The organism is Streptomyces sp. NPDC057424 (assembly GCF_042803315.1).
Taxonomy (GTDB): Bacteria; Actinomycetota; Actinomycetes; order Streptomycetales; family Streptomycetaceae; genus Streptomyces.
This window is the reverse complement of sequence record NZ_JBHVCP010000100.1, coordinates 1-11,999: the sequence shown is the minus strand read 5'-3', so window position 1 is coordinate 11,999 and position 11,999 is coordinate 1. Positions and strand designations below refer to the sequence as shown.

General features: G+C 73.4%; 12 protein-coding genes. 6 read left to right on the top strand and 6 right to left on the bottom strand.

Annotated elements, in window-relative coordinates; genetic code table 11:
- Positions 1-41 precede the first annotated feature (41 nt).
- Positions 42-1,208, bottom strand: coding sequence for a xylose isomerase (gene xylA, locus ACFU3E_RS37450; protein ID WP_384168984.1), 1,167 nt, complete (start codon positions 1,206-1,208; stop codon positions 42-44).
- Positions 1,209-1,338: 130 nt separating this feature from the next.
- Between xylA and xylB the strand changes: the two genes are divergently transcribed.
- The 6 genes from xylB to ACFU3E_RS37420 all read left to right on the top strand — a co-directional run bounded on the left by xylB (position 1,339) and on the right by ACFU3E_RS37420 (position 7,869).
- Positions 1,339-2,784, top strand: coding sequence for a xylulokinase (gene xylB / locus ACFU3E_RS37445; RefSeq protein WP_384168981.1), 1,446 nt, complete (start codon positions 1,339-1,341; stop codon positions 2,782-2,784).
- A 15-nt stretch (positions 2,785-2,799) separates the two neighbouring features.
- On the top strand, positions 2,800-4,008 hold the full coding sequence (locus ACFU3E_RS37440) for an ROK family protein (RefSeq protein ID WP_384168978.1): 1,209 nt from the start codon (positions 2,800-2,802) through the stop codon (positions 4,006-4,008).
- 228 nt (positions 4,009-4,236) lie between these two features.
- Positions 4,237-4,836 (top strand): N-acetylmuramoyl-L-alanine amidase, encoded by a 600-nt coding sequence (locus ACFU3E_RS37435; RefSeq protein WP_384168975.1) that lies wholly within the window; start codon positions 4,237-4,239, stop codon positions 4,834-4,836.
- 94 nt (positions 4,837-4,930) lie between these two features.
- Positions 4,931-5,329, top strand: a complete 399-nt coding sequence (locus ACFU3E_RS37430; RefSeq protein ID WP_384168972.1) for a luciferase family protein — start codon at positions 4,931-4,933, stop codon at positions 5,327-5,329.
- 3 nt (positions 5,330-5,332) lie between these two features.
- Entirely contained in the window at positions 5,333-6,505 is a 1,173-nt protein-coding gene (locus tag ACFU3E_RS37425) for an NUDIX domain-containing protein (RefSeq protein WP_384168970.1), read from the top strand.
- 128 nt (positions 6,506-6,633) lie between these two features.
- Entirely contained in the window at positions 6,634-7,869 is a 1,236-nt protein-coding gene (locus ACFU3E_RS37420; protein WP_384168967.1) for a phosphodiester glycosidase family protein, read from the top strand.
- A gap of 7 nt (positions 7,870-7,876) precedes the next feature.
- Here ACFU3E_RS37420 and ACFU3E_RS37415 read toward each other — a convergent pair whose 3' ends face one another.
- The 5 genes from ACFU3E_RS37415 to ACFU3E_RS37395 form a co-directional block, all read right to left on the bottom strand.
- Positions 7,877-8,071 (bottom strand): hypothetical protein, encoded by a 195-nt coding sequence (locus ACFU3E_RS37415; RefSeq protein WP_274814636.1) that lies wholly within the window; start codon positions 8,069-8,071, stop codon positions 7,877-7,879.
- Between the two features lie 122 nt (positions 8,072-8,193).
- Positions 8,194-9,057, bottom strand: coding sequence for a phosphatidylinositol-specific phospholipase C/glycerophosphodiester phosphodiesterase family protein (locus ACFU3E_RS37410; protein WP_384168964.1), 864 nt, complete (start codon positions 9,055-9,057; stop codon positions 8,194-8,196).
- Positions 9,058-9,257: 200 nt separating this feature from the next.
- Positions 9,258-10,331 (bottom strand): acyl-CoA dehydrogenase family protein, encoded by a 1,074-nt coding sequence (locus tag ACFU3E_RS37405; protein ID WP_384168962.1) that lies wholly within the window; start codon positions 10,329-10,331, stop codon positions 9,258-9,260.
- Positions 10,328-11,509 carry an acyl-CoA dehydrogenase family protein gene (locus ACFU3E_RS37400; RefSeq protein ID WP_384168960.1) on the bottom strand — a complete coding sequence of 394 codons (1,182 nt, stop codon included), beginning with the start codon at positions 11,507-11,509 and terminating at the stop codon, positions 10,328-10,330. The genes ACFU3E_RS37405 and ACFU3E_RS37400 overlap by 4 nt, the downstream gene beginning before the upstream one ends.
- A partial coding sequence (locus tag ACFU3E_RS37395) for a zinc-binding dehydrogenase (protein WP_384168957.1) occupies positions 11,506-11,999 on the bottom strand: 494 nt, incomplete at its 5' end. The genes ACFU3E_RS37400 and ACFU3E_RS37395, both read right to left, overlap by 4 nt.

Sequence of the window (11,999 nt, the reverse complement as noted above, 5' to 3'; positions counted from 1 at the left end):
GCCTGAATGGCCGGCCGGCGGGCCCGCACGCGCGCGTGGACTCAGCCACGTGCCCCCAGCAGATGGTCCATCGCCAGCTGGTCCAGGTGCTCGAAGGCCATGCCGCGCGCGGCAGCCCCTTCCACGTCGAACGCCTCGAACGCCGACTGATCGGCGAGCAGCGCCTGGAGGCCGTCCGCGGCGGTGGGCTGGGCCAGCTCGTCCAGGCGGGCCGCCCGCAGGGCCCGCTGGACCTCCGGGTCGGCGCGGAATGCGGCGGCGCGCTCCTTGAGGATGAGGTAGTTGCGCATGCAGCCGGCCGCGGAGGCCCACACGCCGTCGAGGTCCTCGGTCCGCGGCGGCTTGAAGTCGAAGTGGCGCGGGCCGGTGTAGCCGGCCGACTCCAGCAGGTCGACCAGCCAGAACGCGGCACGCAGGTCACCGGCGCCGAAGCGCAGGTCCTGGTCGTACTTGATGCCGGACTGGCCGTTGAGGTCGATGTGGAACAGCTTGCCCGCCCACAGCGCCTGCGCGATGCCGTGCGGGAAGTTCAGGCCGGCCATCTGCTCGTGTCCGACCTCGGGGTTGACGCCGTACAGTTCCGGCCGCTCCAGGCGCTCGATGAACGCCAGGGCGTGGCCCACGGTCGGCAGCAGGATGTCGCCGCGCGGCTCGTTCGGCTTGGGCTCGATCGCGAAGCGCAGGTCGTAGCCCTGGGAGGTGACGTACTCGCCGAGCAGGTCGAAGGCCTCCTTCATCCGGTCCAGCGCGGCGCGGACGTCCTTGGCGGCGCCGGACTCGGCGCCCTCACGGCCGCCCCAGGCCACGTACACCTGGGCTCCGAGCTCGACGGCGAGGTCGATGTTGCGGATGGTCTTGCGCAGGGCGTAGCGGCGCACGTCGCGGTCGTTGGCGGTGAACGCGCCGTCCTTGAAGACCGGGTGCGTGAAGAGGTTGGTGGTGGCCATCGGGACCTTCATGCCCGTGGCGTCCAGCGCCTGCCGGAAGCGCTTGATGTGGGCCTCGCGCTCGGTGTCGCCGGAGCCGAACGGGATCAGGTCGTCGTCGTGGAAGGTCACGCCGTGGGCGCCCAGCTCGGCCAGGCGCTGCACCGTCTCGACCGGGTCGAGGGCACGCCTCGTGGCGTCGCCGAAGGGATCCCGTCCCTGCCAGCCGACGGTCCACAGGCCGAACGTGAACCTGTCCTCGGGGGTGGGCTGGTAGCTCATGCCGCGGCTCCTTGCTCGCTGAGGCTATTTCGTCATGCCGATTTACAAATTAGTATGCAGGCACCTCTCTGGGAAGAGACAAGGTGCCTCCGAACGGAGACACGAGCCGCGCGCAGTAGGGAGAAGCCCGATGTCAGCAGCCGAGGGTCCGCTCGTCGTCGGTGTGGACTCGTCCACCCAGTCCACCAAGGCGCTGGTCGTCGACGCGTCCACCGGCCGAGTGGTCGCGAGCGGCCAGGCGCCGCACACGGTCTCCTCGGGGGCGGGGCGCGAGACCGACCCGCGCCAGTGGTGGGACGCGCTGTGCGAGGCGCTGCGCCAGTGCGGTGACGCGGCACACGAGGCCGCCGCCGTGTCGGTGGGCGGGCAGCAGCACGGCCTCGTCACCCTCGACGGCCGGGGCGAGCCGGTGCGGCCCGCCCTGCTGTGGAACGACGTGCGCTCGGCACCGCAGGCCGGCCGGCTGACGGAGGAACTGGGCGGCGCGAAGTTCTGGGCCGACCGCACCGGAAGCGTGCCCGCCGCCTCGTTCACGGTCACCAAGTGGGCCTGGCTGGCCGAGCACGAGCCGGAGGCGGTGCGCGCCACGAAGGCCGTGCGCCTCCCCCACGACTACCTCACCGAGCGGCTCACCGGGCAGGGCACGACCGACCGCGGCGATGTCTCCGGGACGGGCTGGTGGGCGTCCGGGACGGAGGCGTACGACGAGGAGATCCTGGCGCACGTCGGACTCGACCCCGCCCTGCTGCCCCGCGTGGTCCGGCCCGGCGAGGTGGCGGGCACCGTGCGCGACGGCCATGACCTGCCGTTCTCCAGAGGCACCCTGGTGGCGCCCGGGACGGGTGACAACGCCGCCGCCGCGCTGGGCCTCGGGGTGCGGCCGGGCGTGCCGGTGATGAGCCTCGGCACCTCGGGCACGGTGTACGCCGTGTCCCGCCGCCGGCCCGCCGACCCGAGCGGCACGGTGGCGGGGTTCGCCGACGCCCGCGGCGACTGGCTGCCGCTGGCCTGCACCCTGAACTGCACTCTCGCCGTCGACCGCGTCGCGGCGCTGCTGGGTCGGGACCGCGAGGCCGTGGAGCCCGGCACGGCCGTGACGCTGCTGCCCTACCTGGACGGCGAACGCACCCCGAACCTGCCGAACGCCTCCGGTCTGCTGCACGGCCTGCGCCACGACACGACAGCCGGCCAGCTGCTCCAGGCCGCCTACGACGGTGCCGTGCACTCCCTGCTCGGCGCGCTCGACCTGGTCCTCGACGAGGACGCGGCCCCCTCGGAACCCCTGCTGCTGATCGGCGGAGGCGCCCGGGGCACCGCATGGCAGCAGACCGTACGGCGGCTGTCGGGGCGTCCCGTGCAGGTGCCCGAGGCCAGAGAGCTGGTCGCACTCGGCGCCGCCGCGCAGGCGGCCGGGCTGCTGACCGGGGAGGACCCGGCGGCGGTCGCGCGACGCTGGGACACGGCGGCCGGGCCCGTGCTCGACGCCGTCGAGCGGGACGAGGAGACGCTGGCGCGGATCGCCGGGGTACTCTCCGACGCGGCTCCGCTGCTGGAGCGGCCCACGGACACCCACTGAGGACTGGCGCCAGGCATGACCGCACCGCTGCACGAGGCCCGGCCCGCCCGGCCGGGACGCGCGCTGCCCGACACCCAGCAGGGCATGCGCCGCCGCAACCTGGCACGTGTCCTGCACGCCGTCCGCGACGAGGGGCCGCTGTCCCGGGCCGCGGTCGCCTCGCGGATCGGCCTGACGCGGGCGGCGGTCTCGACGCTCGTCGACGAGCTCATCCGCTCGGGGCTCCTCGAAGAACTGGGGCCCGAGCGGCCCGGCCGGGTGGGCCGGCCCGGTTCCGCGCTCGCCGTCAGCGGACGCGGCCCGGCCGGGATCGGCGCGGAGGTCGGCGTCGACCATCTCGCGGTCTGCGCCGTCGACCTGCGCGGCACGACCCGGTCGCGGGCGATACGACAGGGAGCGAACCGCGGCCGCTCCCCTCAGCCCGTGCTCGCGGAGCTCACCGAGCTGATCCGGCAGGTGGTCACCGAAGCGGAGGGCGAGGGCCTGTGGCCGGCCGGACTCGCCGTGGCCGTGCCGGGTCTGGTGGGCCGCGACGCCCGCACCGTCGCGCGCGCCCCGAACCTCGGCTGGCACGACACGGACCTCGGCACGCTGCTGCCGGCGGACCTTCCGCTGACGGTGGACAACGAGGCCAACTTCGGCGCCCTCGCCGAACTCTGGCTGGGTGACGACACGCCCCGCGACTTCCTGCACGTCTCGGCGGAGATCGGTATCGGTGCGGCGGTCGTGGTGGACGGCGGGCTGCTGCGCGGAACCCGCGGCTTCGCGGGCGAGTTGGGGCACGTGCCGGTGCAGCCGGACGGGCCGGAGTGCGCCTGCGGCGGCCGGGGCTGTCTGGAGCAGTACGCCGGTGAGGAGGCCGTGCTGCGCGCGGCCGGTCTGGAGCCCGACGAGGACCGGGTCGGGCTGCTCGCGGGGCGCGCCGCGGAGGGTGACGAGAGCGTGCGCCGTGCCCTGCGCGACGCGGGTACGGCGCTCGGTGTGGCTCTGACCGGGGCGGTCAACCTGCTCGACCCGCAAAGCGTGGTCCTGGGCGGGGAGCTGTCCGGGCTCGCGCCCTGGCTGCTGCCCTCACTGCGGGAGGAGCTGGCGCGGCGTACGGCAGGTCCGGTCTGCCCCGTGTCCGTGTCCGCGCTGGGCCCTCAGGGCCCGCTGCTGGGGGCCGCCCACTCTGTGGTGCGGGCGGTGCTGGACGATCCGGCGGCCGTCGCCCGGCAGTCCTGAAACGGGCCGTCGCCAACGGTCGCCGGCGGGGCTCCTCCGTTCCGAATCACCCGACCGGGTGAGGGAGTTGTCCACAGTCACGGGCTCGTCCACCACATCGCGCGGCATCCTCCTGACCGGCCGGCAGGCGCCGTAACTTGATCACCGCGGGCCGCGACCGCAAACGGCCGCGGTTCCGCGCAGTTGAGCAGGAGACACCCTCCCGTCGAGCCCGGAAGGCACACACCCATGGAACGGACCGCCCCCTTCCCCAGCAGGCGAGGCGTCCTCGCGGGCGCCGCCCTCACCGCCGTCCCGTCAGCCCTGCTCTGCGGCACCCGGGCCGACGCCCGGCCCCAGGCCGTCGATCACCCCGGAGCGGCATGGCAGCCGGCGAGCCGCAGCAACTACACGCCGTCGAACCGCCCGCGCGCCCATCCACTGCGCTACGTGATCATCCATGTGGCGCAGACGACCTACTCCGGCACCCTCTCCGTGTTCCGGAACCCGGGGAAGAAGGTGTCCGCGCACTATGTGGTCCGTTCCTCCGACGGGCATGTCGCGCAGTGCGTGCGCGAGTCCGACATCGCGTGGCACGCGGGGAACTGGACCTACAACACCCGCAGCATCGGCATCGAGCACGAAGGCTGGGTGGACCAGCCCGGGTACTTCACCGACGCCCTGTACGAGCGGTCGGCCCGGATCACCGCGGCGATCTGCGCGCGGTACGGCATCCCGAGGAACCGCGCGCACATCATCGGCCACCATGAGGTACCGGGCAGCGACCACACCGATCCGGGCCGGCACTGGGACTGGAAGCACTACCTCAGAGTCGTCAGATCCGCCTGAAATCCCGGCCGGAGCCAACGCGACCCACCTCACGTCCCGGTTACAAATCGCTCAACCTCTGGTTGCGGGCCGGTGAGCAGGCGACGATGGGGGCATGACTCTGGCCCAGCGCGCCATGGAGCGCCTGCAGGCCTGGCCCGACCTGATGGTGGGCCCGGCGAGTTGCGGTACCGGGAGGGCGCTCCGTTCCGTCCGTGACGAGATCATCCACTTCCACTCCGCACGGGACGTGGACCTCCACCTCACCCGCCGGGCCATCCAGCGCTTCCACTACGACCTCGCCGGTTCGAGCGCGATCCACCTGCTGCCCGGGTCATCCTGGGTAACGGTCCACCTCGACTGCGAGGCGGACGTCGACCTGCTGCTGAGCCTGGTCAGCATCGCCCTCAAGGCCCACCAGACCTCGCCCGCCGATGACGACGAGCCGCGGCTCGTCGGGTGCAACTTCCACCGGGTCACGGTGCTGCCGCGTGACGCCGTGGCGGGCGGCTGAGCCTTGGCGGACCATCCGGAGGCGGTCAACGCCGAGGCCTGGGACGCGTACGGGACGCATCATCTGCGACGGGGCACGGCCCTGCCCGAAGCGGCAAAGATCGACTGGGGGTTCGAGGGCGGCGGTCCGGGGAGCGAGGTTCTCGGGGAACTGGCGGGCCGGCGGGTGCTGGACCTCGGGTGCGGTCCGGCCCGGCACGCCGCCCATCTGGCCCGGGCCCACGGCGCGCTGGTGGACGCGGTCGACGCCTCGGCCGGGCAGTACGAGCGGGCCCGCGGCCGCTACGGCTCGCTGCCAGGGCTGCGGCTCGTCCTGGGCGACGCCGTGGAGCATCTGCGTGCGGCGGAGCCGTACGACGTCATCTACTCCGTGAATGCCGTCCCGCACATCGATCCGCACCGGCTGCTGCCCGCCCTCGCCGGGGCGCTGAGGCCGGGTGGCAGGCTCTGCTTCACGGTGCTGCACAGCAACAGTCGTGGTGACGGGCCGTCGGACCGGGTCGCCGCCCGGCCCGAGATCCTGCGGCTGGCGGGTGGCGGTGAGGTCACCGTCCAGATGTGGGTGCTCGCCCCGGAGCTCTGGACGGCGCTGCTCACCGAGTACGGGCTGCGCGTGGAGGGGATCGACGTCCTCGACACGCCGGAGGACGGCAACAGGGCCTCCTACCGGCTCTTCCAGGCGATCCGGCCCGTCCGGGTCTCCTCCCGGCCGCGCGTCGACAAGCCGCCGCCCGCGCACGCGGCGCTCGGGGTGGGGGCCGTCGTGCACGGGCCGCGTGGGCTGCTGCTCGGCCGGCACCGGCACGGGACGTGGGAGCTGCCGGGCGGGACGGTGGAACCCGGGGAGTCGTTGCAGGAGACGGTCGTGCGCGAGCTCGGTGAGGAGACGGGGCTCGTGGCGCGGCCCGAGGACGTACGGCTGCTCGGGACGCTCCTGGACGACGCGGGCGGTGTCGTCCGCATCACCGTGCCCGCCCGGGTCACGGTCTGGCGGGGCGAGCCGTCGGACCAGCCCGGGGAGAGCGTGGGCCGCTGGCGCTGGTTCGCCCTGGACCGGCTGCCGGAGCAGCTGTTCGTATGCAGCGCGCAGGCCCTCACCGCCTGGCGGCCCGGCCTGCCGATCGACCACGCGCCCGCCCGTTTCACGCCGTACGACACCGGAACGGACGACAGCTGAAGCACCCGGAGGGGTGCGTTTTTTCAGCCGTTCCCGTGTAGTGGGCGCTCAGCAACCCTGCCGGCCCCCCGTGGTCTGGTGCACTGCCTCCGAGGATTCCGGCAGTTGACGAGGCATCAGGGGGCACGGTGGCGGGTCGTCGCGGGCGACGGGGTGCAGGCAGAGCGGTACTGGCGTGTCTCACGGCGTTCGGCGCGCTGACCGGTGCGGCCCTGGCGGGGGCGGCTCCGGCCGCCGCCGTCCACAAGGGCGTACGGGTCGCGCCGGGCGTGACGTACGAGGAGTTCGACATCAAGGCGGCCAAGGGGGTGACGCACGCGCATGTGCTGAAAGTCGATCTGGGCAATCCTCGGGTACGGGTCGATCTGCTGTACCCGGGGGCGGTGGCCTCACGCGGGCGGGTCTCGGCGATGGCGGACGCCCAGGGCGCGGTCGCCGGTGTCAACGGCGACTTCTTCAACATCACCGAGGCGCAGCACCCGGGCGTCGAGGCGACCGGAGCGAGTGTGGGTCCGGCGATCGCGGCGGGGAGGACGCTCAAGGCGGCGGTGCCGAACGGCCAGCGCTTCGGGCCGGCGCTGCCGCCCGGCACGACCACCGAGGACGTCTTCGGCGTCGGCACCGACGGGCGGGCACGCCTGGACCGGCTGGCCCTCGCCGGTTCGGTCCGTACGGCCGGGGCGCAGCTGCCTCTCGGCGGGCTCAACCAGTACGCCCTGCCGGTGGGTTCGGTCGGTGCGTTCACCTCCGAGTGGGGCAGCGTCTCCCGGGTGCGGGCCACGTGCGGCACGGACACCGACCGGGCCGCTCCGTGCAGCACGGACACGTACGAGGTGACGGTCCGCGACGGCAAGGTCGTCTCGGCCGCCGACACCCCGGGCAGCGGCCCCATCGCCTCGGGGACCACCGTGCTGGTCGGCCGGGAGGCCGGCGCCCAGCAGCTGCGCAAGTTCTCCACGGGGGAATCGGTCGAGGTCGAGCACGGCCTCGTGGCGGCCGGGGACGGTGTCGCGTACCAGCTCGCCCTCGGCGGCTACCCGGTGCTCTCGGGCGGGCAGCCCCTGCCGGGGCTCGACAACACGACGTCGGCCGTCCGTACGGCCGTGGGGATCGCCGACGGCGGGCGGCGCGTGCTGCTGCTCGCGCTGGACGGCGCCGCCGCCTACCGCAGCGGTCTGACGATCGCCGAAGTCGCCGGGACCATGCGGAAGCTGGGCTCGGAGGACGCCTTCAGCCTGGACGGCGGCGGGTCGTCGACCCTGGTCGCACGGAAACCGGGCGCGAGCGCGGTCTCGGTGCGCAACCACCCCAGCGGCGGCGCCGAACGCGCCGTCCCGAACGGTATCGGCGTGTTCTCGGGGTGACCTGGCCTCAGGGACGCAGACCGCTGACGATGTCCGCCGTCGCGGTGAGGCCGCTGTGGATGGTGGGGGCGATGCTGGTGCTGGCCAGGTAGAAGCCGAGCAGCAGGCAGACCAGGGCATGGGAGACCTTCAGCCCGCCGTTGCGCAGGAAGATCACCGCAAGGATCGCGAGCAGCAGCACCACAGAGATGGAAATGGCCATCGTCAACTCCTCCGCCACACCGCCATGTCCGGTTCACGGCGTTCGGCCGCAAGTGTGGCGTAGCGGAGGGTTCGTCCGGGCGGCTGACCTGTCCGCCGAACGTGTGGTGTTCTGCCGCTGCCCTATGCCGCCCGCCGGGCGTCGAGGAACGCCTCCAGTCCGGCGAGGTCGTCGGTGTTGAGGTAGTCGACGCCGGCGGCCAGCAGTTCGGCCCAGAGCGCGTCGCGGGCGGGTCCGGCCAGGTCCGGGGTCGCCCAGAACCGCACCTTCTGCCCGCGCCTGTGGGCGGTCCTGGTGAGGCCCCGCAGCTTCCGCCGCTCGGCCTCCGGGAAGGCTCCGGCGCCCTGCCAGGTGAAGTTGAGCGTCCAGTTGTCACTGATCAGCGGGATGAGGGAGGCCGGTGCCGGGCTGCCGAGGTCGGCGAGGCGGCCGTCATAGAAGGCGCGCCGGAGGGCCTGTGCCTCCATGGGCGCGCGGGCCGCGCGGTCGCCGGAGATCACGGCGGTGACCGGGCCGCGGAAGACGCGGCCGTGGGCGTACGTGGTGAACAGGTGCCGGTGGCGGCTGAGGTGGCGGTCGAGTTCGAGGTAGGTCGAGGAGCCCTCGGTCTTGATGTCGATGAGGAGGTGCAGCGAGCCGCGGTACCCCCGGTACACGCAGCCGTGGTTGGCGCGGACGCGGGCGGCCAGCGGGTCGAGGTAGAGGGATTCGAGTGTGCGGGACGGGTCGAGGTCCTCCGGGTCGTGCGCGACGAGGAGCTGGTCGCCGACGAGGTGGATGTCGGCCTCGACACTGCCGAAGCGGTGGCCGAGGGCGTCGGACAGCGGGCGCGGGTGCTCGTAGTCGTTGTGGGCGTGGGCGCGCCACAGCGGGCGCGGCCTGTACGTGCGTTCGCCGGCCGGTGCGGGGGCGGCGGGGAGGGCGATCGAGCCCGCGAGGGCCGCGCCGAGGGTGGTGAGGGCCGTGCGACGGGTCGTGAGGGCCATGCTCTGCCTCCCTGGAGGTGCCGTACGGGAACCCTGCGAGTATGGGTCCCGGCAGCCTCAAGGAGCAGGCCCGCGCACGGAGTTGGCCGGACCGCCGCCACGCGTTCACTTACCGGACCGGGGCCACGAAAAGGCCCGCCCCTGGTGGGACGGGCCCTTCCATGCTTTCCCCGGGGTCCCCGGCGTTGGCCGGATGGGCGTCAGGGCGCCTGGAGGTCGGCCAGTGCGGCCAGGGCCTCCCGGTGGGCGCCCGGCGTGCCGTAGGCGATCGAGTCGGCCTTGGCGCGCTTGAGGTACAGATGCGCGGGGTGCTCCCACGTCATGCCGATGCCGCCGTGCAGTTGCAGGGCTTCCTCGGCGGCGTGCACGGCCACGGGTGCCGCGTAGGCCTGGGCGACGGTGACGGCCAGGTCCACGTCCTCGCCGTTCGCCAGGGCGTCGGCGGCGTTGCGGGCGGCCGCGCGGGTGCTGACGACCTCCAGCCACAGCTGAGCCAACCGGTGCTTGATCGCCTGGAAACCGCCCACGGGCCGGTTGAACTGCTTGCGTTCCTTCAGGTAGCGGACGGTCTCCGCCAGCGTCCATTCGGCCAGCCCGAACTGCTCGGAGGCGAGCAGTCCGGCGCCGGCGCGCAGGGCCCGGCGTACGGCGGGTTCGGCGTCCCCCAGCAGCCGGCCCCGCACTCCGTCGAGGGTGACGGTCGCGAGCGGCCGGGTCAGGTCGAGGGAGGTCTGGGGCGTGACGGTCGCGGCGGTGGCGTCGACGGCGTACAGACCGCCGTCGTCGGCCGGCACGAGCAGCACGTCGGCCACGGCCGCGTCCGCGATGCCGGTCAGTTCGCCGCGCAGCAGCCCGTCCTCGTGCCGGACGACCTTGTAGGCGGCGCCCGGTGCGACGTTGAGGGCGACTGCGAGGGCGCCGATCGTCGTCCCGGTCGCGAGGTCGCGGAGCAGGTCGTCGGTGCCGCAGGACAGCAGCGCCTCGGTGGCGACGACCGCGCTCGTCAGGTACGGCACGGGGGCGACCGCGCGGCCCAGTTCCTCCAGCACGACGGCGGCTTCGCGGTGGGTGGCGCCCTGGCCGTCGAGTTCCTCGGGCACCAGCAGACCGGCGAGGCCCATGCCGTCGGTGAGGGCCTTCCACAGGGCCAGGTGGTGCGGGGTGTCCGACTCGGTGCGGGCGATGACGCCGGGTGCGTCGCAGTGGTCGGTGAGCAGGTCGCGGACGGCGGCGCGCAGCGCCTCTTCCTCTTCCGAGTACAACAGGTCGCTCATCGGGCGAGGTCCTTCCAGGCGACGTCCTTGTCGGTGCGCGGCTCGGCGGGCAGGCCCAGGACGCGCTCGGCGACGATGTTCAGCAGGACCTCGCTGGTCCCGCCCTCGATGCTGTTGCCCTTGGAGCGCAGGTAGCGGTAGCCGGCGTCGCGGCCGGTGAAGTCGACCAGCTCCGGGCGCCGCATCGTCCAGTCGTCGTACAACAGGCCCTCCTCGCCGAGGAGTTCCACCTCCAGGCCGCTGATCTCCTGGTTCAGGCGGGCGAAGGCCAGCTTCATGCCCGCGCCCTCGGGGCCGGGCTGGCCCGCGACGAGTTGCTGGCGCAGCCGCTCGGCGGTGAGGCGGGAGACCTCGGACTCCACCCACAGCTTCAGCAGCCGCTGGTGCAGGTCGTGGGTGCGCAGCCCGGGCCGCTCGCGCCAGGTCTTCGAGACAGGGCCGATCATGCCGCCCTCGCGGGGCAGCCGCATGCCGCCGATGGCCACGCGCTCGTTGTTCAGCGTGGTCTGCGCGACCTTCCAGCCGTCGCCGACCTCGCCGAGGCGCCGCGAGTCGGGGATGCGGACGTCGGTGAGGAACACCTCGTTGAACTCGGCCTCGCCGGTGACCTGCCGCAGGGGCCGCACCTCGACACCGGGGTCGGTCATGTCGCAGACGAAGTACGTGATGCCCCGGTGCTTGGGCACGTCCGGGTCGGTGCGGGCGATGAGGATCGCCCAGCGGGCGACATGGGCGCTGGACGTCCAGACCTTCTGTCCGTTGACGACCCAGGTGTCGCCCTCACGCACGGCCCGCGTGCCCAGCGCGGCCAGGTCGGATCCGGCGCCCGGCTCGCTGAACAGCTGGCACCAGACCTCCTCGCCCGTCCACAGGGGCCTGAGGTAGCGCCGCTTCTGCTCGTCGGTGCCGTAGCCCAGGATGGTCGGCGCGGCCATGCCGAGGCCGATGCCGATGCGCCGCGGGTCGTTGTCGGGAGCCCCGGCGGCCTCCAGCTCGGCGTCCACGATTGCCTGGAGGGAGCGGGGGGCGCCGAGACCGCCGAGGCCCTCCGGGTAGTGCACCCAGGCGAGACCGGCGTCGAAGCGGGCCCGGAGGAAGTCAAGGCGGTCGGTGGCGGCCGGCGGGTGGGCGACCAGCAACTCCCGGGTACGGCGGCGCAGTTCCTCGACGTCGGTCATGCTGCCTCCTCCATGACGACCGCGATCCGGCCGGTGGTCCGGCCGTCCGCGACCTGCTGCACGGCGGCGGCCGCCCCGCCGAGCGGCACGCGCCCGCTCACCAGTGGCTTGATCGCGCCCCGGGCGGCCAGCTCGGTGAGCCGCTCATGGCAGTGCTGGACCAGCTTGGGGTTCTTGGTGTTGTAAAGGCCCCAGTGCAGGCCGAGGATCGAGTAGTTCTTCACCAGGGCGTGGTTCAGGCCGGGGCTGGGGATCGTGCCGCTGGCGAAGCCGACGACCACGATGCGTCCCTCGAAGGCGACGGCCTTGGCGGACTGGGTGTAGGCCTCGCCGCCGACCGGGTCGTAGATCACGTCGGCGCCCCGGCCGCCGGTGGCCTCCTTGACGGCGGCGACGACGTCCTCGGAGCGCCGGTCGATCACGACGTCGCAGCCCAGCTCGCGGGCGACGGCCGCCTTCCGGGAGCCGCCGGCGACACCGATGACGGTGG